General features: G+C 53.7%; 20 protein-coding genes and 2 tRNA genes. All 22 read left to right on the forward strand.

Annotated elements, in window-relative coordinates; all coding sequences use genetic code 11:
• Window positions 1-117 precede the first annotated feature (117 nt).
• The 22 genes from polA (at window position 118) to EL294_RS03205 (ending at window position 21,215) form a co-directional block, all read left to right on the forward strand.
• Window positions 118-2,754: a DNA polymerase I gene (gene polA, locus EL294_RS03100; protein ID WP_126465140.1), complete on the forward strand. Its 2,637-nt coding sequence runs from the start codon at window positions 118-120 to the stop codon at window positions 2,752-2,754.
• Window positions 2,741-3,349: a dephospho-CoA kinase gene (coaE, locus tag EL294_RS03105; protein WP_126465142.1), complete on the forward strand. Its 609-nt coding sequence runs from the start codon at window positions 2,741-2,743 to the stop codon at window positions 3,347-3,349. Before polA ends, coaE begins: the two co-directional genes overlap by 14 nt.
• The gene (locus EL294_RS03110) at window positions 3,336-4,997 is read left to right on the forward strand and encodes an ABC transporter substrate-binding protein (RefSeq protein WP_126465144.1); all 1,662 of its coding nucleotides are present in this window, start codon (window positions 3,336-3,338) and stop codon (window positions 4,995-4,997) included. The genes coaE and EL294_RS03110 overlap by 14 nt, the downstream gene beginning before the upstream one ends.
• Window positions 4,998-5,145: 148 nt before the next feature.
• A tRNA-Leu gene (locus EL294_RS03115) sits at window positions 5,146-5,232 on the forward strand.
• Window positions 5,233-5,390: 158 nt separating this feature from the next.
• Window positions 5,391-5,477 (forward strand) — tRNA-Leu (locus EL294_RS03120).
• Window positions 5,478-5,630: 153 nt separating this feature from the next.
• Window positions 5,631-6,782: a hypothetical protein gene (locus EL294_RS03125; protein ID WP_126465146.1), complete on the forward strand. Its 1,152-nt coding sequence runs from the start codon at window positions 5,631-5,633 to the stop codon at window positions 6,780-6,782.
• Window positions 6,783-6,924: 142 nt separating this feature from the next.
• Window positions 6,925-8,187, forward strand: a complete 1,263-nt coding sequence (locus tag EL294_RS03130) for a carboxyl transferase domain-containing protein (RefSeq protein ID WP_126465148.1) — start codon at window positions 6,925-6,927, stop codon at window positions 8,185-8,187.
• A 9-nt stretch (window positions 8,188-8,196) separates the two neighbouring features.
• Entirely contained in the window at window positions 8,197-8,412 is a 216-nt protein-coding gene (locus EL294_RS03135; RefSeq protein ID WP_126465150.1) for an acyl-CoA carboxylase biotin carboxyl carrier protein subunit, read from the forward strand.
• A gap of 283 nt (window positions 8,413-8,695) precedes the next feature.
• Window positions 8,696-10,021: an electron transport complex subunit RsxC gene (gene rsxC, locus EL294_RS03140; RefSeq protein ID WP_126465152.1), complete on the forward strand. Its 1,326-nt coding sequence runs from the start codon at window positions 8,696-8,698 to the stop codon at window positions 10,019-10,021.
• A gap of 12 nt (window positions 10,022-10,033) precedes the next feature.
• On the forward strand, window positions 10,034-10,999 hold the full coding sequence (locus tag EL294_RS03145) for an RnfABCDGE type electron transport complex subunit D (RefSeq protein WP_197721112.1): 966 nt from the start codon (window positions 10,034-10,036) through the stop codon (window positions 10,997-10,999).
• Window positions 11,000-11,581, forward strand: coding sequence for an RnfABCDGE type electron transport complex subunit G (locus tag EL294_RS03150; protein ID WP_126465154.1), 582 nt, complete (start codon window positions 11,000-11,002; stop codon window positions 11,579-11,581).
• Window positions 11,582-11,591: 10 nt separating this feature from the next.
• The gene (gene rsxE, locus EL294_RS03155; protein ID WP_126465156.1) at window positions 11,592-12,185 is read left to right on the forward strand and encodes an electron transport complex subunit RsxE; all 594 of its coding nucleotides are present in this window, start codon (window positions 11,592-11,594) and stop codon (window positions 12,183-12,185) included.
• A 10-nt stretch (window positions 12,186-12,195) separates the two neighbouring features.
• Window positions 12,196-12,771, forward strand: a complete 576-nt coding sequence (rsxA, locus tag EL294_RS03160) for an electron transport complex subunit RsxA (protein WP_126465158.1) — start codon at window positions 12,196-12,198, stop codon at window positions 12,769-12,771.
• Between the two features lie 12 nt (window positions 12,772-12,783).
• A complete protein-coding gene (gene rnfB / locus EL294_RS03165; protein WP_126465160.1) occupies window positions 12,784-13,749 on the forward strand; it encodes an RnfABCDGE type electron transport complex subunit B in 966 nt (321 codons plus the stop codon).
• A gap of 95 nt (window positions 13,750-13,844) precedes the next feature.
• Entirely contained in the window at window positions 13,845-14,225 is a 381-nt protein-coding gene (locus EL294_RS03170) for a NusG domain II-containing protein (protein ID WP_126465161.1), read from the forward strand.
• 4 nt (window positions 14,226-14,229) lie between these two features.
• On the forward strand, window positions 14,230-14,736 hold the full coding sequence (locus EL294_RS03175) for a Gx transporter family protein (protein ID WP_126465163.1): 507 nt from the start codon (window positions 14,230-14,232) through the stop codon (window positions 14,734-14,736).
• Window positions 14,737-14,738: 2 nt separating this feature from the next.
• On the forward strand, window positions 14,739-15,275 hold the full coding sequence (locus tag EL294_RS03180) for a nucleoside triphosphate pyrophosphatase (protein WP_126465165.1): 537 nt from the start codon (window positions 14,739-14,741) through the stop codon (window positions 15,273-15,275).
• 12 nt (window positions 15,276-15,287) lie between these two features.
• Window positions 15,288-16,004, forward strand: coding sequence for a RadC family protein (gene radC / locus EL294_RS03185; protein ID WP_126465167.1), 717 nt, complete (start codon window positions 15,288-15,290; stop codon window positions 16,002-16,004).
• A gap of 5 nt (window positions 16,005-16,009) precedes the next feature.
• Window positions 16,010-16,849: a rod shape-determining protein MreC gene (gene mreC, locus EL294_RS03190; protein ID WP_126465169.1), complete on the forward strand. Its 840-nt coding sequence runs from the start codon at window positions 16,010-16,012 to the stop codon at window positions 16,847-16,849.
• Window positions 16,846-17,340 carry a hypothetical protein gene (locus EL294_RS03195; RefSeq protein ID WP_126465171.1) on the forward strand — a complete coding sequence of 165 codons (495 nt, stop codon included), beginning with the start codon at window positions 16,846-16,848 and terminating at the stop codon, window positions 17,338-17,340. The genes mreC and EL294_RS03195 overlap by 4 nt, the downstream gene beginning before the upstream one ends.
• Entirely contained in the window at window positions 17,333-20,551 is a 3,219-nt protein-coding gene (locus EL294_RS03200) for a penicillin-binding transpeptidase domain-containing protein (RefSeq protein ID WP_164715200.1), read from the forward strand. Before EL294_RS03195 ends, EL294_RS03200 begins: the two co-directional genes overlap by 8 nt.
• A 1-nt stretch (window position 20,552) precedes the next feature.
• On the forward strand, window positions 20,553-21,215 hold the full coding sequence (locus EL294_RS03205; protein ID WP_126465174.1) for a hypothetical protein: 663 nt from the start codon (window positions 20,553-20,555) through the stop codon (window positions 21,213-21,215).
• Window positions 21,216-21,221: the final 6 nt, after the last annotated feature.

Consider the following 21,221-nt stretch of genomic DNA (forward strand, 5'->3'; position numbering starts at 1 on the left):
TACGGGGTAGAGACATAAAAAACAAGGGGAATTGCAAAAGCAAAGAATGCCGGGGATTTCTTTTCATCGATCCTTCGCGACGCGCCGAACTCGTGTATAATGATCGAAGGAGGGACTATGAATCGAGATACTGTATTAGTAATAGATGGAAGCAGCTTGTTTTTTCGCGCGTTTTACGCCCTGCCGCTCTTAAAGACCAAGCGGGGGATGTATACGAATGCGGTCTACGGCTTTGTCTCTATGATGGAAAACGCCATCGAACGGATCGATCCGGGCTATGTTTTGGTCTGTTTCGACCAAAAGGGACGCAACTTTCGCCATGCGCTCTACGACGCCTATAAGGGCACGCGGCAAAAGACGCCTTCGGAGCTGGATCAGCAGTGGCCGTATTTGATGAAGATTTTAGAGAAAATGCATATCAAGACCGCCGATTCGCCCGATTACGAGGCAGACGATTTAGCGGGCACGGTGGCGAAGATGGGAAAGTCGGCGGGAAAATCGGTCTATCTGCTCACCGGCGATCGCGACTACTACCAGTTGGTCGAAGAGGATATCTTCGTGCTGATGACGAAGAAGGGAATCTCGGAGATGGAGGTCTTCGACGTGGCGCGGATCGGCGAGGAATACGGCCTTACGCCCGAGCAGTTGATCGACCTCAAGGGACTGATGGGCGACAGCAGCGACAATATCCCCGGCGTACCCGGCATCGGCGAAAAGACCGGCATCAAGCTCCTTACGGAATTTGAGACGCTCGAAAATATTTACGACAATCTCGACAAGGTCAGCGGCAAGAAGCGTCGCGAGAACTTGGAAGAAAATGTACAGCAGGCGTTTTTGAGCAAAAAGCTCGGCACGATTATTACCGATATTCCGCTGGATTTGGAGCTGGCGGATATCGAGCGCAAGCCCTACGATATGGAAGGCCTACGCGATCTCTACAAGGAGTACGAGTTCTTCAGTCTGCTGAACCGCCTGCCTTCGGAAGAAGAGGACTTTCACGAAGAAGCGACGCCGCTTCCCTTGGTCGATGCCGCAACAGCGGCGAAGGAGATGGCGGATCGGGAGCGGGTCTATGTGCATTTGGTCGCCGAAGAAAAGCCCTATGACGGTGGTACGCCGGATTATCTCCTCCTCTATACCGAGGATGCGGGCTGCATCGTAAAAGAACCCGATGCGAAGGCGTTTTCTGTGCTGCGAAGTCTTTGGGAGGATCCGAAAGTGACCCTACGGGGATCGGATCTCAAGGACCTCTTTCTCTATGCCTTTTCCTACAGCATCGACCTGAAGGGGGTCGACTTCGATACGGGAATCGCCGAATATTTGCTCGATCCCACCAAATCCAATTACGAAGCGGCGCATTTGATCGGCCTTTACGAAAATCGAGAGGTCAAGTCCAAGGCGGCGATTCTCGGAAAGGGCAAGAGCCGTATTGCGCCCGGCGAAGCGGAAGAAGACGTCGTGTTGTATCTGTCCGAACTGGCGCGCTTTTTGCCCCATGTGATCGAAAAGCAAGAGGAAAAGCTGCGCACGCTGAATATGTGGGCACTCTTTTCAGAGATCGAAATGCCCTTGGTCGAGGTCCTCGCCTCGATGGAATACGAGGGAATGTGTGTGGATGTCGAGGTCCTCGATGCGATCGGAGAGGATCTTTCTGCGCATATCACAGAGCTCACCGAGAGAATCTATGCATTTGCAGAAGAACCGTTCAATATCAACAGCACCAAGCAGCTGTCCGCCGTTCTGTTTGAAAAGCTGGGACTTACGCCGATCAAAAAGACCAAGACCGGCTACAGTACGGGGCAGGATGTGCTCGAAAAAATCCGCCACGAACACGAAATCGTCGATCTGATTTTGGCGTATCGCCAGTATACAAAGATTCAATCGACCTATGTCGAAGGCCTCAAGAGCGTTATATCCGATGACGGAAAGATCCACTCGGTCTTTCAACAGACCGTCGCCGCCACCGGACGCATTTCGTCCACGGAGCCGAATCTGCAGAATATTCCCATCAAGACCGAAATCGGGCGCAGCATTCGAAAAGCCTTTTATGCGGAAGAAGGCGCGCGCTTTATCGACGCGGACTATTCCCAGATCGAACTGCGCATCCTCGCGCATATTTCGGGCGATCCGGTGATGCAACAGGCGTTTCGCGACGGAGCGGACATTCACCGCACCACCGCATCGCAGGTATTTCACGTCGCGGCCGATGCCGTCGATACCTTGATGCGATCCAGGGCGAAGGCGGTGAACTTCGGCATTGTCTACGGCATCAGCGACTACGGACTTTCGCAGGATCTCGACATTCCGCGGAAGGAAGCAAAGACCTATATCGACAACTATCTGGAGAAGTTCAGCGGCGTGCGCCGTTTTATGGAAGAGATCGTCGAGACGGGAAAGGCGCAGGGCTATGTGGAAACCCTATTTCACCGCCGGCGATATATCCCGGAGCTTTCCGCCAAGAACTTCAGTGTGCGTTCCTTCGGCGAACGCATCGCCCTCAATATGCCGATCCAGGGGACGGCGGCGGATATGATCAAAAAAGCGATGGTCGAAGTATATTTCCGGTTGAAGGAAGAGTGCCTCGCGGCAAAGCTGCTCTTACAGGTGCACGACGAATTGATTCTCAGCGCACCGGCATCGGAAGAGGCGCGCGTCAAGGCGCTGTTGGTACGCATTATGGAAGAGGCGCTGCCGCTCGATGTGCCGGTCAAGGTGGATGTAGAGACAGGAGAGAATTGGTATGAAACAAAGTAAAATCGGAATTACGGGGAGCATCGCATCGGGAAAAAGCATTCTTTCCGCCTATTTGGGCGGCTGGAATCTGCCGGTGATCGATGCGGATTTGATCGCGCGGGAATTGGTGGAGCCGGGTTCTGTCTATCTCGAAAAAATCGCCGAGACCTTCGGCGACGACGTGTTAGAATACGGTGCACTGAACCGCGAAAAGTTGGCGGAAGTCGTCTTTTCAGACGCGGCGAAGAGAAAGGCGCTCAATGCCATTTTGCACCCGCCGATTTACCGCGCCATGCTCGACCTTTCGAAGAACTTATACGGCCCGGTATTTTACGACATTCCGCTTTTAATCGAGAACCTCGACGAAATGCGCGAAAACGGCCTGGTATTCGACGAAATATGGCTGTTGGACACAGACCCCGAGGTGCAGAAAAAGCGCCTGATGCAGCGGGACAATATCGACGAAGAATACGCCCTGCGAAAGATCGCCGCCCAAATGCCTTCGGAAGAAAAAAAGCAATACGCCACCCGGATCTTTGACAACTCCAAGGATCTCCTGCACCTGTATCACCAGGTAGACACCGCATTGGAGGCGCTGGGTATTGAAGGCGCGTAAATTTCTCGTCCTTCTGCTCTCTCTTTTGCTTCTGCTCGTCGGCTGCAGCGGCGGCCTGCGAAGCGCCAAAGAGATAGATTCGAAGGATCGACCCGTGGCCGAACGCAGGGAGGGGGGCACGCTTCACGTTCCGCTCACCAATATCGATACGCTGAACCCTTTGCTGACCGAAAACCAATCGTATTTTCAGCTCAGCAAATTGCTATACGATCAGCTCTTCGTCTTCGAGGGGAGTGGCAGAATGATTCCTTCTCTGGTAGAGCACGTGGAGGTTTCCAATGGGGGCAGGCGGGTGAGCTTGACCCTTCGCAAGGGGATTTTTTGGGAAGACGGCACGCCTCTAACCACCAAAGACGTCGATGCGACCTTTCGGGCGATCAAGGCGATGGACGCCGAGGCGCCGTATCCCCGCATGATTCGCCATAGTGCCGGCGTGCGTTCGGCAAAGCCCCTCGCCGATATGATGCGGGCAGTGATCTTTGATGCGCGCAATATCGACTTCGAATTCGACCGACCCTACGGAAATTTTCGCGAAATGCTCGCCTTTCCCATCCTGCCGTCGCATTTGATGAGTACCGAAGATATGGCGGAAAAAGATGACTTTAAGGTGACGGGATCCGGCCCTTATATCTTTAAGAAATTCGAAAAAAACAAGAAAGTCTTTTTGGAAAAAAACCCCAACTACCACGGCAATCTTCCCTATGTCGACGAAATCGTGGGGATCATCCTCTCCGATCCGGCGGCAATTCGCCAGGCATACGAGGCGGAACAGATCGACCTCTGTGTGTTGGACGATTACACCTGGGACAAATACCGCGCGGGCCATCCCAAACGACTCGAACCCTTCGAGTCACAGCGCGTAGAGACGGTGTGCCTAAACACCGCCAATGCCGATCTTTCGGATCCCGCCCTCAGAAAAGCGTTGGACTTCGCCGTCAATAAGGGCAGAATTCGCGACAGCTTGTACCTTTCCCAGGGAACCATCGCCAACTTTTTCTTAAATCCCAAGATCTCCGGCGGTCTTTTTGCCAAAGAAGAAGCATATACCAGCACCGATGCCGCCGCCGAACTGTTGGACAAAGCCGGCTACAAAGACACAAATGGAGACGGTTACCGGGAAAAGCCGGGCGGCGCACCCCTCAGACTTTCGATCCTTGTCGACCCCGCCTACGAAAAAATGAAGACCGAAGCGGGCATGCTCAAAGACGACTGGGCAAAAATTGGCGTACAATGCGAGCTCAAGACGCTGGCGGTTCCTACGGAAGGAGAAGCGGAAGAAGGCGGGGACTTTCTTTCGACGGTAAAAAGCGGCGGCTATCAAATTGCCATCGTCGGCATGAACTTCTCCGCCGCGCCGGATCTGGAGTCGGTGCTCCATTCCGCCTCTGTGGGGGAGATGAATCTTAGCCGATACGGCAATCCGGAAGCGGATCGAATATTGGAGAAGCTCGCCTTGACGCGCGGCGAAGACGAGCGCAGAGCCTTGGTGCAAGAGCTCTACGGCATCTTTCAAAAGGATACGCCCTATATCCCCATCCTATTTAAGCAAAAAGTGCTGATCAAGGGGGATCGAGTGCAGGGCATGCTCAGGCCCAATGTCTACAATGTCTACAATGGTATGGACGACGTGTATTTGTCCGAAGAATAAATAAGGCAAAATTCAACTTTGCATTTCGAAATCGATATGCTATAATAAGAGTCTCAGTTCACGAGAACGGAAGAAATTTTTTCCCGATAATTTAAATTTGTGTTTACACACTGTAAGCACTGTGTTATAATTTATTATCGTGAGGCGAGCGGAGATGCTGGAATCGGCAGACAGGCATGTTTGAGGGGCATGTGTGAGTCATCACGTGAGGGTTCAAGTCCCTTTCTCCGCACCAACACAAAGCGGCGACGGAAAGCGAAAGCGCGTCGCCCTGCCAAAGGCGACCGGCAAGGTTCTTGTCGGTCGATTTCTTTTGGCGATACCTACCGTGCGGATTTGTTAATCTTTATTTACAGAAGGTAAAGTCCGTGTTATAATGTTGAACGGTAATAGGCGGGGATGCTGGAATCGGCAGACAGGCATGATTCAGGATCATGTGTGAGCAATCGCGTGAGGGTTCAAGTCCCTTTCCCCGCACCAAATCGCAGGAAAAAGAGCGCTCTACGGAGTGCTCTTTTTTTGTTTTATAATTTGCTTTCATATTCCGGAAGAAAAGCCATTGTTTCATTTTTTTTTTTTTTTTGTGGTATGCTGATTGGACCGGTAGCACTGTACTATGCGAAAGGAGATCCCATGTATCCACAAAAGACACTCTCTCTGCTCGCCTTGGGCGCCGTTTGTCTATGCGCCGCACCGGCGACGGCTTGTGCCCAAGAAACGCCGCAGACCGTGCCGACGACAAATAATCATATGCGCGACGCGTCGGCAATAGCCGCAGAGGCGAACATCGACGTAAACGGAAACCAAAAGTCGACGCCGTCGTATGTGATCGGAGGCGAAAACTATTTGCGCATCCGCGATGCCGCACTGCTCTTAAAAGATACCGAATCGAAATTTTCGGTCGAATGGAATGCCGCGGATTCTGTGGTCGATGTCCAAAAAGGGGTGGCCTATGCCGAGGAGGCATCGCCCGAAAATCCCGTCGAACGGCCCGAACTATTGCCCGCAAGCCCCGTTCGAGAATCGGATAAGGGCGTAATCGAATTGCGCGGCTACCGTATCGGTGGCTACAATTACTATCGCCTGCGGGATATGGCGAAGGCATTCGCGTTTCAGATCGATTACGATGCTGCGAATAAGATAGTAAGTATTCAAACCGATGATGGAAAAGCGAATGCAAATTCGACAAATGACGCTTCGTATCCCGCGCTGAGTTTCACCGAAACCGCCGACGCCTCCGACGAGATTGTGCGCGCAAAATTTATCGGCTACACCGATCCCTTTACCGTCACTCCGGAAAAAGGAAACACTCCGCGCGTATTTCGGGATGCAAAGTTTGAAGTGAAAGCGCGCTATAAGGGATCTGCCGAAGTCGGCGATGTTTTGTATGTCCGCACCGGGGTAAATGCCGTGCAGGATGGCGCGTTTTCTATCTCTACGGGAGACGACGAGATCCGGTTCGAGGGCGATATGCTTCTGTTTCTCGCAAAGCCCGCGCGCGACGGCTATATCACCGACGAAGTGTATTGGGTGCCCGTCGCGGGTCCGATAGGGGTCTACAAGATCCAAAGCGATCGCGCGGAAAATATCGCGGATCCCGAAAAGTCCTTTGCCCTCGAATCCCTAGAGACTATCGATGCGAGCGTCGATCCGGAGGAATTGAGCCGGCAACAGATGCAAAGCAATTTCGAATCGGGCCGCATTACCGAGGACGAATACGACGCGTATCTGCGTTCTTTACAGGAGCCGATCCCCTACGCCGAAAAATCGGACATCCGCAAGTAAAACGATATATCTTTATAAAACGACGAAAGGAGATGCGCGCTGCATCTCCTTTTTATATCGGCAAAAAGAGGCCGCTCTGCCGATTGTAAAGCCTCAGCGGGGGTAAAACATAACAAGAGATAGGATGAGAAAGGAGTGAATTGTGAACCGAGCATTGGGACGGCTGGCGGATCTCGTCGATCCCCACAGCCTACAGATTGTCGAAATGAATCGCTCGGCGGTGATTCTCGCCGCCGGGAAAATTGCGGGGCGGCCGGTGGTGCTTTTTGCCTTTAATGAAGCCAAGTACGGCGGTGCTTTCGGCTATTTCGAGGGCGCGACCATTTCCCGCGCGCTACATATCGCAGAAGAAGCGGAGGCGCCCTTGGTTGGACTTTTTTGCACGGCGGGGGCAAATCTGCGGCAAGGGCAGCTCGCGCTGAGGGCGTATGGGGACCTGTTTATGCGGTATCATCGCTCAACGGTCTTAAAGATATACCTTTCTTATGGCGCCTGTGCCGGCGGCGGCGCGTATCTGGCGGGGCTTTCCGACATCGTGCTGGGGATCCGGGATGTAAGCAAATTGTTTTTAACGGGGCCCGTCGTGGTGCGCCGCGCTATTTTTGAAGAGGTCGATGCACACGCGTTGGGCGGCACCGAAGTGGTAAACCGCTACGGCGGCTTTCACTATATCGAGCCCTCGGCGGCGGATATGGCGAAGCGGTGCAAAGACCTAATCGCCTTTTTCTACGAAAAGAGGCGGCCCGCAACGCAGGCGGCCGAGCTCGATATCTTGCCCTATGTCTACGAAGAAATCGTCGACATCGATCGGATTCTCGCGTCGATATTCGACGGTGGCCGCTACTCGGAGCTATGGAAGGACTGGGGAAGAAATGCCGTCTGCGCTTGGGGGTATGTCGGCGGAAAGCGCGTCGGCGTATTTGCCAATCGTCCCATAGAAAAGGGCGGCGTGTTGGACCGTACGGCGGCGGAAAAGGCGGCGGCGTTTTATCGCCTGTCCGCGCGAATTCCCGTGCCGGTGCTGAGCCTCGTCGATACGCCGGGATTTTTGCCGGGTACGGAATCCGAGCGATCCGGCGTCTTAAAGGCGGGGGCGGAGATGCTCAAGGCATATATGGCCCATCCCGAAAAGAAGCTGACCGTCGCGGTGGGAAAGGTCTTTGGCGGCGCGTATATGGCGATGGGCGCAAAGGAGATGGGCGCGTGTCGTTACTACGCCCTTTCTCGCGCGCAGATCGGCATTATGGGCGCATCCTATGCGGCGAGCTTGTTGGATTTTGACGAAACCCAACGGGAATTCTATCGCCTGCGCCATCTCTCTGCCCACTCGGCGGCGGCATCGGGCATGATCGATGCGGTCATAGCCCCCGCCGAAATTCGAAACGCCGTCATCAAGACGCTATAAGGAGACAATATGAAGATCTATGCACCGCTTCCGGGGAAGATAGAAACGGTTTTTTTCGAAAAAAACAATATGGTTTCAAACCATGCGATCCTTATGACCTTGGAGAGCATGAAAATGTACTTGCCGATCTTCGCCAATGCGACAGGCGTTCTGGTGTTTACGGTTCGTGCCGGCGATACGGTTGTCGCCGGCGATGTCTTAGCGGAGATCGAAACGGAGAAATAGTTTTCCCGCTATTAATAAGAAGGAACGGCGAGACTTCGCCATGTACCCCTTGCCGGCGAAAATCGGGAACAGGTTTTCATATTTTTCTGCTGTAGATGTCTTTGTCGAAATCCCCGTTCCATTTTTACCAAATACTAGATTTTTTATCATGCTTTTGATAAGATAATGGAAGATGAAAGCTGAAGAGCGACCAAATCGGGGAGGATTTCTCCACCCCGATTTTTCCGGTACAGCAAAACGATTGCCGGCGCTCTTCATTTCCAGAAATGCAAGGGGTGAAAGAATGGCAAAGACGAATCTCACTTTTTCTGTGGGCGGCATTCATTTTGATGAACACAAAGAGCTTACAGAAGGAGTAGCAATCGAAGTTATGCCTTTACCGAAGGTGGTTCGCATTCCCATGAGCCAACACATCGGTGCTCCGTGTAAACCGACAGTGGCTGTCGGCGATCACGTTTTGAAAGGGCAAATTGTCGGAAATTCCGACGCGTTTATCTCAGCGGCCGTACATAGCAGCGTATCGGGCGAAGTCGTATCCATCGAAAAGGGATATGCGGCAAACGGTATGTATACGGATATGGTCGTAATCGAATCCGACGGCAAGGACGAATTGGATCCTTCCATTCAACCGATTGAAAACTATGACGATTTGACCATCGATGAAATCGTACAGCTCGTCAAAAACGCCGGCATCGTCGGCATGGGCGGGGCGGGATTCCCCCTCCATGCGAAGTTAAAAAGTGAAGATCCGGTACTGGATGTGGTCGTATTAAACGGCGCGGAATGCGAACCGTTTTTGACTTGCGACCACCGTTTGATGTTGGAAAAAGCCGACGAACTCTTCGGTTCTTTAAAGCTCTTCCAAGATTTGTATAAGACCGACGAAGCGTATCTGGCGATCGAAGAAAACAAGCCCGATGCGATCGAAAAGGCGAATCAAATGGTCGCCGACGTCTACCCGACGCTCAAGGTAGCGACCATGAAGACCAAGTATCCCCAAGGGGACTCGAAGCGGCAATCCGAAGCGATCTGTGGCAGAATTGTTCCCCAAAACGGCGTTACCAACGACGTCGGCGTATTTTTGACCAATGTCGCCACGGCGAAGGCGTATTACGACTTGGTGACCAAAGGTATGCCCTCGATCGAAAGAATTCTCACCGTATCGGGATCGGGTATCGAAAATCCGAAGAATCTGGTGGTACGCGTGGGTACGCCGGTACAGGATATCCTGGAATTTTGCGGCGTAAAGGACAATGTCGTCGAATTTATCTGCGGCGGTCCCATGACGGGTAAGTCGATCTTCGACTTCAACTCTCCCGTAACCAAGACATCTTCGGGGATTTTGGCGTTTACGGAAGAAGAGATTCAACCGGCCGAAGAAGGCCCCTGCATTCAATGCGGACGTTGTGTCGATCACTGTCCGGCCAATATCAATCCGACGCGAATCAACGCATCGATCTTGAGACATAGACTGGACCTCTGCCAGGAATACTATGCCGACCAATGTATGGAATGCGGCATCTGTTCGTTCGTATGTCCGGCAAAACGCTATCTCAGCGAGTCGGTCAAGCTGGCCAAACGCGAAGTTCGCGCCAACGCTCGTAAATAACAGGAGGTCAACGTGGAAAAGAACTTAAATACCAAATCTCCTAGTTTACAAGGAGACGGGCGCTTCGTACAACTGGCGCCGCACATTCGTTCGAAAGAAACCGTATCGAAGATTATGCGTGACGTATTGATCGCGTTGGTACCGGCCGTCGCTGGCAGTATCTACTTCTTCGGCATGAACGCGGTGATCATCTACATTATCAGCATTCTCTGCTGTGTACTCAGCGAGTATGCCTTCCAAAAGATCGCCAAAAAACCCGTGCAAATCGGCGACCTGTCCGCCGTGGTAACCGGGGTCCTTTTGGCAATGAATATGCCCGCGGGCATTCCCTGGTATGTACCCGCCATCGGCGCGGTATTCGCCATCGTCATCGTTAAGGAAGCCTTCGGCGGCATCGGCGGCAACTTCGTGAACCCGGCACTTGCGGCACGGGCGATGTGTATGCTGTCCTGGCCGGCTTTGATGGCGACCTATCTGAACCCCGACGGCGTCGCCGCCGCCACACCGCTTACGATTATTAAAGAGGGCGCGGATTTGGCACAACTGCCTTCTCTGCAAAGAATGTTTATGGGAGACATCGGCGGCGTAATCGGCGAGACTTCCGTACTGCTTCTCTTGATCGGCGCGGCCTATCTCTTGATCCGCAAGGTCATCGACTGGAAGATTCCCGTCATCTATATCGCATCGGCGGTCGTATTCTTGCTTCTCTTCGGCATCGATATGAACACCATTCCGTACGAAGTCATGGGCGGGGGCCTTATCCTCGGTGCCTTCTTTATGGCGACCGACTACAGCTCCACGCCGCAAGGGGACAGAGGCAGAATCATCTTTGCCATCGGCTGCGGTCTGATCACGGCCTTGATTCGCACAAAGGGATCCATGGCGGAAGGCGTTTCCTACTCGATCCTCTTAATGAATGTGGCAAGTCCTCTGATCGAACGCTTCACGAAGACCGAAGCATATGGGGAGGCGAAATAAATGAACAATTTCTTACGTAACGGCATCGTCCTGTTGGTTATCGCCGCCGTATCTGCCGGTTTGCTCGCCGTGGTAAACGGCTTTACCTCGAAGGTAATCGCGCAGGCGGAATTCGAAAAATCCGTAGAAGCCTATGTGGAGATCTACGGCGATAAGGCGGACGACTTTGAGCCTTTGGAAGAGGCGAAAAAAGCGGCCATCATCGAAAAATATCCGTCGGTACAAGACATCTTTGTCGCCAAGAAGGGTGGCGAGATCGTAGGCTACGGCATCAACCACATCACCTCCGGCTACGGCGGGGAAATGACCAATGCCATCGGCCTGTTGAACGACAACACCATCGCGGGATTCCGCAATATTCAAAACGCCGAGACCCCCGGCATCGGTACGCAAATTACCGAAGCGCCGTACTTCGACAAATTCGAAGGCAAGTCTTTTGCAAACGGAGAATTGAAGGGCAGCCCCGAAGCCTCCGGCGAAGATGAAATCCCCATGATCAGCGGTGCCACGGTTTCGTCCACGGCGGTGCTCGACGGTGTAAACTCTGTCCTTCCCGCCTACGCGGAAATCAGTGCACAGTAGGAGGTAGATCATGAGTTTAGGAAAAGTTTTTACAAACAGTATCTTTAAGAACAACCCGATCTTTATTCAAATGATCGGTCTGTGTTCGGTCCTCGCGATCACCACGCAGGTATCCTCGGCAATCGCCATGGGCGTTGCGGTTACCTTCGTATTGATCTGCTCCAACGCGGTCGTCAGTATCTTGCGCAATGTGATTCCCGAAAACGTTCGGATCCCCGCATTTATCGTCGTCATCGCCACCTTCGTAACCTTGGTCGAAATGGTGCTTCACGCGTACATGCCCGCGATCTATGCGGCACTGGGTATCTTCTTGCCCTTGATCGTCGTCAACTGCTGTATCCTCGGGGAAGCGGAAGGCTTTGCCTACCAAAACAAGCTGGTTCCTTCCATCGTGGACGGCTTAGGGACCGGGATCGGCTACAGCATCGCCGTTCTCGCCATGGCCATCGTCAGAGAACTGTTCGGAAGCGGTACGCTTTTGGGCATGCAGGTATTCCCGGAATCCTATCCCGGAATCGGCGTTCTGATCTCTCCGGCCGGCGCGTTTATCCTCTTGGGTCTCTATATCGCAGCGTATCGCAGCTTTATGGCGAAGAGAGCTTAGGGGGTAGACAATGAACTCGATTTTAACCATTCTCATTTCGACCATCCTGGTCAATAACTATATTTTTGCACGTTTCTTGGGGATCTGTCCCTTCCTGGGCGTCTCTTCCAAGACCGAAACCGCGACGGGTATGGGCATCGCCGTAACCTTCGTCGTCGTCATCGCATCGGCGGTCACCTGGTTGCTGCAACGCTTCGTCCTGGACGCATTCGGACTCGGTTACTTACAGACCATCGTATTTATTTTGGTCATCGCTTCTTTGGTGCAGTTCGTCGAGATGTTTATCAAAAAATCCTCTCCGGCGCTGTATTCCGCCATGGGCGTATTCTTGCCCCTGATCACCACCAACTGTATGGTACTCGGGGTTACTGTGTTGAACGTACAAAGCGAATACAATCTCTTTGAAGCCATTATCAGCGGCCTGGGCGCATCCTTGGGCTTTACCCTCGCACTGTTGCTGCTGAGTGCCTTGAGAGAGCGCATGGAAATCATGCCGATACCGAAACCCCTGCAAGGCGTGCCGATCGCATTGATCAGCGCCGGCCTGATGGCCATCGCCTTTATGGGATTCCAAGGATTAGTATAGGAGGCGCATACCGTGGATATGCAAAATGTAATTTATGCAGTCTTGATTCTCGGTGTTTTGGGTCTGTTCTTCGGGGTCGTACTGGCATATGCATCGAAAGTATTTGCCGTTGAAATGGACCCGAGAGTCGTCAATGTCATCGACGCACTGCCCGGCGCAAACTGCGGTGCCTGCGGGTATCCGGGTTGTGAAGCGATGGCCAATGCCATCGTCGCCGGCGAAGCACCCGTCAACGGCTGTGCCATCGGCGGACAAGAAGTTGCGGAAAACGTCGCGGAAATCATGGGACAATCCGTGGGCGATGTGGAAAAACAAGTGGCTGTCGTACGCTGCCAAGGCGATTGCGATAAGTCCAAGAACAAATACGAATACAACGGCCTCGTGGACTGCCGCCTGATCGGCGACTTCGCCCAAGGCGCCAAGGGTTGCTCCTCCGGATGTCTCGGCGGCGGCACCTGCGTCAGCGTCTGCGAGTTCGACGCCATCCACGTACACAACGGCATCGCCGAAGTGGACAAGGAAAAATGTGTGGCTTGTAAGAAGTGTATCGAAATTTGTCCGAAGCACATCATCGGCCTGATGCCCTATAAGCAACAGACCGAAGTCAAATGCTCTACTCACGATCCGGGCAAAGTCGTGCGCACCAACTGCTCCATCGGCTGTATCGCCTGCGGACTGTGCGAGCGCAACTGCCCGAAGGATGCCGTTCACGTCGTAGACAATCTGGCGAAGATCGACTACGAAAAATGCATCAACTGCGGCATCTGTGCATCGAAGTGTCCCACCGGCGCGATCTTCGTCGAATACCCCGAACGGGTTGAAAAGATGAAGGAAAAGGACCGCCAAAAGAAGGCGGAAGCGGCCAAGGCAAAACAAACCGTGTCCGCCGGCGCCAAGGCGAAGGACAACGACGAAAAAATTAAAGCCGCCGACGACGAAAAAGTCTTAAAGGCGGAAAATAAAAAGAAAAACAAATAACGGTTTTTCCTCATAAGGGGATGCAGTTGGGCTGCATCCCCTTTCTGTTCCCCGGTTTTTGTGTGGTATAATAAGAAAATGAAAAAGGGGGAAGCATGAACCGAACGGACCGAATCATCGCGCTTTTGGTACTCGTCGTCGCACTGGGACTTGCGGCGACGCAGCTATTGCCGAATCGAGCGCCGAAGGGCGATGTATATATCAGCATCCAAATCGACGGCAAGGAGACGGACCGAATCCCGTTTCGCCGCGAAAATTTCAATAAGCGCTTCGTCTATCACGGCATCGAGGGCACCAATGTGATTACATTAGACGAAAAGGGGGCGAAGATGATCGAGGCGGATTGCCCCGACCAAATCTGTCTGCGCATGGCGCCGATCAAAGAGCCCGGCGAAATGATCGTCTGCCTGCCCCATCGCGTCATCGCAGAAGTGAAATCCGAGGAAGTACAGGATATGGACATCCTGCTTAGGTGATGCGATGAATCGCTATACTATACGCAAACAAGTATTTTTGGGCGTGCTCCTCGCCGTCGCCGTGGCGGTGGGCTATATCGAGACCATGATCCCCCTTCCGGTCGCCATGCCCGGGGCGCGTCTGGGTCTTTCCAATGTGGTCATCCTTACGACCATCGTGGTATTCGGTTCCAAGGAAGGCTTTTCTCTCGCGCTGTTAAAGAGCGTGCTCTTGATGTTGGTCACCGGGAGCGTGACGGGATTTTTCTACAGTTTTTCGGGCGCCTTGCTCTCGTCCATCGCCATGATCCTCGTCTATCGCTATGTAAAGAGCGCATCGATGATCGGGGTGAGCATCGCCGGATCTTTTTTTCACAATCTGGGACAGGTGTTGATGGCGATTTATATCGTAAAGAATCCGGGGCTTTTGACCTATCTGCCCCTTCTGTTGATCCTGGGGCTCTTTACCGGATACTTTGTAGGACTCACTGCCGATAGGGTGAGTACACATTTGCAAAAGATCGGAGTATAAACATGGGTTTGATTTTGGCGTCGAATTCGCCGCGCAGAAAGGCGATTTTACAGCGGGAGGGCATCGCGTTTACGGCGATCTCTCCGAACTTCGAAGAAGAACAAATTCGGCGTTCCAAGCCGGAAATCTATGTAATGCAGCTCGCCTACCAAAAGGCGATGCGCGTGCGAGAACAGCACCCGAAGGATGTGATTCTCGCCGCCGATACAGTCGTGGTACTGGGAGAGGAGATCCTCGGAAAGCCGCGGGACAGAAAAGACGCCGAGTCGATGCTCTCGCGGCTGCGCGGCAGGACGCATCGGGTGCTGAGCGGCTATTGTATTCTCGGGAAGGAAAAATACGTGGACTACGAAGAGACACGAGTACACTTTCCCGATTTTTCGGATGAAAGTATGGCTGCGTATCTCGACCGCGATCTATACGCCGATAAGGCGGGCGCCTATGGCCTGCAGGATATTACCGAATTTATGGTCCAAATCGACGGATCTTACGACAATGTAGTGGGGCTTCCCGTCGAAGCGATTCGGGCGCATCTGTAAGGAGGGGGAAATATGGCAAAGGAAGCGGTTCAAAAGCGACCCTTTAAGGAACTCAGCGATCACGAAAAACCCGAGGAGAAACTGCGTATGTACGGCGCTTCCGCCCTCAGCGACGCCGAGCTGTTGGCGCTCTTTTTGCGCACGGGCACCGAAGGCACGACCGTCTTGGAACTCGCAGATACGGTGTTGGAAGCACTGTGTGCCAAGACGCCGACGGCCCCCGGCTTGAGCAGTTTGCTCTACGGCAGCTACGACGATTTTCTCGCGGTCCGCGGCATCGGCAAGAGCAAAGCGGCCCGCCTTGCCGGCATGTCAGAGATCGCCCGGCGCATGCGCGCAACGCGGGTGCAGGGACAGGCGATGACCTCTCCGGCCATGATCGCAGCGTATTTTATGGACGATATGCTGGGCCTGCAGCAGGAAGAATTTCGGGTCGTCGGGTTGAATCCCAAAAAGGAGATCCAATTCGTCGAATGCGTCACCAAGGGCACGATCAATTATACGGTGGTCCATCCCCGTGACGTGTTTCATTTTCCCGTAACCCGACTCTGTCATTCGATCATCTTGGTGCACAACCATCCGACGGGGAACCCCGTCCCTTCAAAGGAGGACCGGGATCTGACCCTGCGCCTCAAACGAGCGGGCGAAATCATGGGGGTTCCCGTAGTCGATCACATTATCATCGGCGGCGATACATATTACAGTTTTTGTCAGGACGGAGCGTTATAGAATTTATGAAATCATTGGAACAAGTGAAACGGCGCCGCAATCTGCGATTTGCGGCCCTCGTGCTGATTCTTTTTTTCGGCATCAGCGGCCCCGGACGATCGATCCTCTCCGCCTTTGAGGGCCTCGTCGCCGCGGCGATCTCGCCGGTGACATCGACGGCGGGCGCGGGGATGAGTCGCACCGCCGATGTCGTCGACAGCATTTTGCATGTGGGGAGCCTGCGTCGCGAAAACCGCGCTATGGAGGCGGAACTCGCCAAATTGCGGGAGGAAAACCGCAATTTGAACGACATCGTCAATCGTTCTTCCTACCTTTCCAATGCCGCCGCCATCGAGGGCAATCACAGCAAGGGCGCGGTCAAGGCGAATATCGTCGCCAAGCCCGCGGGTATGTATTTCTATCGCTTTACGATCGACAAGGGAACGAAAGACGGCATCCGAAAGGGGGATACCGTCGTCAGCGCCCTGGAACAGGGAAGCGACGCCTCGGTGGAAGGACTGGTGGGCTATATCACAGAAATCGGACCGCATACCGCCAAGGTGCGCAGCATCGTAGACGAAGAAAACGCCGTGAGTTTTCGAAGCATTCGCACCGCCGACGGCGGCATCGTGCGCGGCCTTAACCGCAAGCTCGAAGGGTACGCCTTCGATATGTACGCGGATTTGGTGGTGGGAGACCCCGTGTTTACGACGGGAATCGGCGACGGCTATGAAAAGGACGTCTATATCGGCGCCGTAAAAAAGGTGGAAACGGACGAGGATAAGATGGTTAAGAGCATTAGCTTGGAAAGCGCCGTAAACTTTCACAAGCTCTATGAAGTCTATGTATTAAAGGGGGCGCGATGAAACTTCTCTTGTATGTCCTGATCTTTCTTGCGCCGTTTTTGTACCCATCGATGCTCTTTCAAGGGCTTCCGCTCCTTTTGCGCGGGTATTTGCCCTTCGCCGTGGCGGCGGCGCTTTTTATCAGAAGTCGCCCCCTCGCCTGGGGGGCGGGCATCTTCTCCGCCATACTCTTAGACGTCTTGCTCGCGCCGGCACCGGGGATCTTTCTTCTCTTTCACGCCCTGTTTTTGGGGAGTTTGTATATTACGCGGGGGTTGTTTTTTCAACCCTCTCCCGTCGGCATGGGCGTTTTTGTGGCGGCGGATATGCTGGTGCTCGAGATCGTGTATTTTCTGTTGCTCTTGATTTTGGGCTGGAAGGTGCCGTCTATGCCCGCAAATGTATACGTCATGATGCCGCTTTCTACCGCACTGTATACCGCCGTCTTTGCGACGGGTGCCGCGGATGCGCAGCGCGGTTATCGGAGGATGGGAAGGAACGCTGATGAATAAGCTCTATGAAAAACTGAAAGACGCGGATCGCTATAAGATATTTAGCGGCATCGTGCTGTTTCTTTTGGCGGCGCTCGTGCTTCAGTTGGCGCGCATCACCCTGATTCACGGCGACGAATACAGAAAGCTTGCCGACAGCCGGCGCGTCAAGGACATCGCAATTACGGCGCAGCGCGGCAAGATACGGGATCGAAACGGCGTCGTGCTCGCCGGCAATCGACCGGTATTTGCCGTGCAGCTTCGTAAGGACGAGGTCAAAGCGCTTTCGAGCAAAGACCGAAACGGCAGCTATCTTTTGCTGAGCCGCTATCTGGAAGAAGACGGCACAAACTATATGAAGTCCAGTCCGATTCTCTTAGACAGCTTTGTATATACGGACATCGAATCCTACCGGCACAAGGGCGATCCTCAAAAAGCGGTGCTCGAAGCCCTCGTAGGCTCTGAAAAACTGGAGAGTTTTCTGCGCGCCGCCTACACAAAACCCTATGACAGCCACTATGCGTTTCGCGTATTGGACCGCATCTTGGGGAACGAAAACTTTGGCGATGCCATGATCGCGCGCGGGGGAAAGCCCGTCTATGTCGATTCGCAAAAGACGACGGAATTTAAGGAGCGCTACGGGCTCCCCAAGGAATCCGACGCTATGGCGGATCTGTTGCAGGTGGTCCGGGAAAATCCGGTGTATATTCAGGAAGTGCTGGACCATCCCATCGGCCGGCGGCTCGCCTATGAACGAATCGGCGCCGAAGTGCCGGGCATCGGCCTAAGAGACTACGGCAACGAATATTACGACGCCTATATTCAAAATAAGGTGCGTCTGATGGAGATTTCTCCTGACGTCAGCTGGACCAGTTCCGCAGAAGACGACTTTGTCAGTGTTTTGATCGAGCGAGATGCCGAACGATTTTTGACCGCCAATGTGTCGGTCACCGAAGAGGCCATATCCTTCTTAAAGCAAGAAGGGGCAGACATTCGCGCCGCGAAGGAAAAGGGCGATGTCGTGCCCATCGACGACAAGAAAAACCCCGCATACGGCGCGCTTTCCGAACTCGCGAAGGACAAAAAGCGCTTGCGAAAATTTCTTCGGCGCGAGGGGATGTATGCCGCGGCGCAGGACCATCTGATCGAAGCGGGAATCGCTACGGGCATCTCGGTCGCCGGGGATGCGCCTGCCTATACGCAACTGAACAACGCGGTGGATCTTTCGAAGCGCGCGGGACTAAAGGATTCCCTCTCTTCGGAGGAGATCTTTCACGCGCGTGCAGAAAAGCTGGGCATCAATCCCCAACTCAGCCCCTATGAAATCGCCGACATCGTCAATATTTATGATTCCATCGGCAGCCAGGGCAATTACGCCTATATTCCCATTCACTATGCCTACGAAGTGAAGGACGAGACCGTGGCAAAGATCGAGGAAAATCTCAACAATCGCGCCGGCATCCATATCTCTGTGGAGCCGATCCGCTATTATCCCGAGGTCAATGTGGCGAGTCACGTGCTGGGCTATATCGGCAATATCGCCCAAGAGAAGGAAATCAAAAAATACATCGACGAGTTGGGGTACAATCGCAACGACCTGATCGGAAAGACCGGCATGGAGCAGGTCTTCGAGGAACGCCTGAAGGGAAAAGACGGCCGCAGAACCGTTACCGTAGACTCCTCGGGAAACACCACCGGCGTGATCCGCGAAGAAAAGCCCGTCGCCGGAAAAGACGTGCGCTTAAGCATCGACGTCCATCTGCAAAAAAAGGCGGAGGAGAGCCTCGCCACCGTACTGCAACAGATTCGTACCGGCGAGATGTATCAATCGCCCTGGGGTAATTTTAATTATCTTACCAGCAAGGACAAGGGCGGGCCGTACAAAAACGCATACAGCGGCGCCGTGGTGGTGGCCGATGTAAAGACGGGACAGGTGCTCGCCATGGCGAATTATCCTTCATTTGACCCGAATCTGTTCGCCACCGGCATCAGCCCCACCGCCTGGGAGAGCCTCAAGCCCAAAGAGGAGAAGAATCTCCTCGCGCCGCGGCCGCTCTACAATATCGCCACGCAATCCGCCATTCAGCCGGGGAGTATCTTCAAAATGGTCACCGCCTCGGCCGCCCTGGAAAAGGGTCTGGATCCGGAGATGGCGATACCCGACGGCGGCTATGTCGACGTAGACGGGCAGATATTCGGTTGCTGGCTCTGGAACCAAAGCCGCCAGGTGCACGGCAACGAGACCCTCGCCATGGCGCTTAGGGATTCCTGCAACTATTATTTTTATTCCCTCGGACTGGGTAAAGATCAACGTAGAGACAAAGATCTCGGCATACGCGTCAAGCCGGAAGAAATCAACGACATGGCAGAACGCTTCGGATTGGGAGAAAAGACGGGGGTTGAGATTCAAATCCCCGCCGAAGCCGGCGGCACGCGGCCGGATCCCGAAGGCAAGGGAAAGATCATCAAATCGCTGCTCAAGCGACATCTCGACGCCAATATGGATGTCTACCTGAAGGGCGTTAATACCGATCGCGAAAGGGAAAAGATTCGAGACCAAATTCTCGCGATATTGGATGCGGAAGAAAAACCCGATCGCACCGCCGTCTATGAGCGACTAAAGGCGATCGGCGTCGATCCCGATGCCAAGGGCCGCGGGCAAAAGGTGGGTCTGGCGGATCTGATCAAATATACCTATGTGGACCAGGCGCATTGGAACACCGGCGATACGATGAATGTCGTCATCGGGCAGGGCTCCAATGCCTATACGCTTTCGCAAGTTACGCGCTATATGATGGCGCTCGCTAATAAGGGCACCCTCTATCCGCTTTCGCTGGTGGAGGAGAAGAATCCGGCGCAGGAAGTGCAGAAAGTGGGCATGAATCCCCGCTTCTACGACGATCTGAAAAAGGGCATGGTGATGGTCTCTAAAAGCGGACTCAACGGAAAGCTCTTTAATGAATTTCCCGTCGAGATCGCCATGAAGACAGGGAGTGCCGAGCGGGCAGGCGCCAATCCCTATACCGGCGAGACCTATGACGCCTTCGGCTGGCAAGTGGCCTATGCCCCCGCGAACGACCCCGAGATCGCGGTGGGCGTCGTCCTCTTTCAGGGCGGAAACGGCGCCAACTGCGGACCCGTTATGCAACAAGTGATGGCGGAATATTTCGGCCTATATAAAGACGTAAAGGACGATATGCTCCCCATCGAAACCGGATTGGATTTGGAGTAATATGATACGAGTACTGATAGGAACCGCCGGCGGCGTGGGAACGAGCGCCATCGCGCGGGATTTTGCAAGAGAAAAGGACGGGGCGCTTCTGATCGAAGCGAGCAATCGCATGCGCGTGCAAGATCTATTTGTAGAGGGCGCGGACAGCCATATCTACGATTATTACGATTGGATCTCCGGGCGCATAGAGTCGGAAAAAATCCCCTTTCGACACGAAGCGTACGATCTCATACAAGGGAACCCCTTTCAGGACGCCGAAGACGTGGCAGAGAGCGACTTTGCAGCTGCCGTGGCGGCGTTGGCGTATGAGGAGATCGTCGTCGACCTCTCCCGTTACAGAGACGTAGACCTCCTTCGCTGGATCCAAGCGGCGGATGTGGTCCACCCCGTACTGCGCGCCGATGCGGTGTCGGAAAGGGGGCTCGACCGTATCCTCCTGTTGCTGATGCGGCATCGTATCGACGCCGACATTCGCCCGATCTACAACCGCCTGCTTCCGGGCGGGAGAGAAAAAATAGACGTAGACAAATGGGCGGAAGATGCGGTATTGTATTTTGAAGAGTCCGAAAATGTGCGGTTTACGACAGAAGAAACTGCGCCCGCCGCGAAAGAAGAGAAGACCGCGGGGCGTTTTTGGGATATTTTCCGACCGAAGAGGCAGTAGGAAAGC

Origin of the sequence: Aedoeadaptatus ivorii, from assembly GCF_900638585.1 — a bacterium.
Taxonomy (GTDB): domain Bacteria; phylum Bacillota; class Clostridia; order Tissierellales; family Peptoniphilaceae; genus Aedoeadaptatus; species Aedoeadaptatus ivorii.

Coding starts and splice junctions, on each gene's coding strand:
- EL294_RS03170 (WP_126465161.1), top strand. CDS start 13,845: ATGAACCGAACGGACCGAATCATCGCGCTTTTGGTACTCGTCGTCGCA.
- EL294_RS03175 (WP_126465163.1), top strand. CDS start 14,230: ATGAATCGCTATACTATACGCAAACAAGTATTTTTGGGCGTGCTCCTC.
- EL294_RS03180 (WP_126465165.1), top strand. CDS start 14,739: ATGGGTTTGATTTTGGCGTCGAATTCGCCGCGCAGAAAGGCGATTTTA.
- EL294_RS03135 (WP_126465150.1), top strand. CDS start 8,197: ATGAAGATCTATGCACCGCTTCCGGGGAAGATAGAAACGGTTTTTTTC.
- EL294_RS03195 (WP_126465171.1), top strand. CDS start 16,846: ATGAAACTTCTCTTGTATGTCCTGATCTTTCTTGCGCCGTTTTTGTAC.
- EL294_RS03125 (WP_126465146.1), top strand. CDS start 5,631: ATGTATCCACAAAAGACACTCTCTCTGCTCGCCTTGGGCGCCGTTTGT.
- EL294_RS03200 (WP_164715200.1), top strand. CDS start 17,333: ATGAATAAGCTCTATGAAAAACTGAAAGACGCGGATCGCTATAAGATA.
- rsxA (WP_126465158.1), top strand. CDS start 12,196: ATGAACTCGATTTTAACCATTCTCATTTCGACCATCCTGGTCAATAAC.
- polA (WP_126465140.1), top strand. CDS start 118: ATGAATCGAGATACTGTATTAGTAATAGATGGAAGCAGCTTGTTTTTT.
- mreC (WP_126465169.1), top strand. CDS start 16,010: ATGAAATCATTGGAACAAGTGAAACGGCGCCGCAATCTGCGATTTGCG.
- rsxE (WP_126465156.1), top strand. CDS start 11,592: ATGAGTTTAGGAAAAGTTTTTACAAACAGTATCTTTAAGAACAACCCG.
- radC (WP_126465167.1), top strand. CDS start 15,288: ATGGCAAAGGAAGCGGTTCAAAAGCGACCCTTTAAGGAACTCAGCGAT.
- EL294_RS03150 (WP_126465154.1), top strand. CDS start 11,000: ATGAACAATTTCTTACGTAACGGCATCGTCCTGTTGGTTATCGCCGCC.
- rsxC (WP_126465152.1), top strand. CDS start 8,696: ATGGCAAAGACGAATCTCACTTTTTCTGTGGGCGGCATTCATTTTGAT.
- coaE (WP_126465142.1), top strand. CDS start 2,741: ATGAAACAAAGTAAAATCGGAATTACGGGGAGCATCGCATCGGGAAAA.
- EL294_RS03205 (WP_126465174.1), top strand. CDS start 20,553: ATGATACGAGTACTGATAGGAACCGCCGGCGGCGTGGGAACGAGCGCC.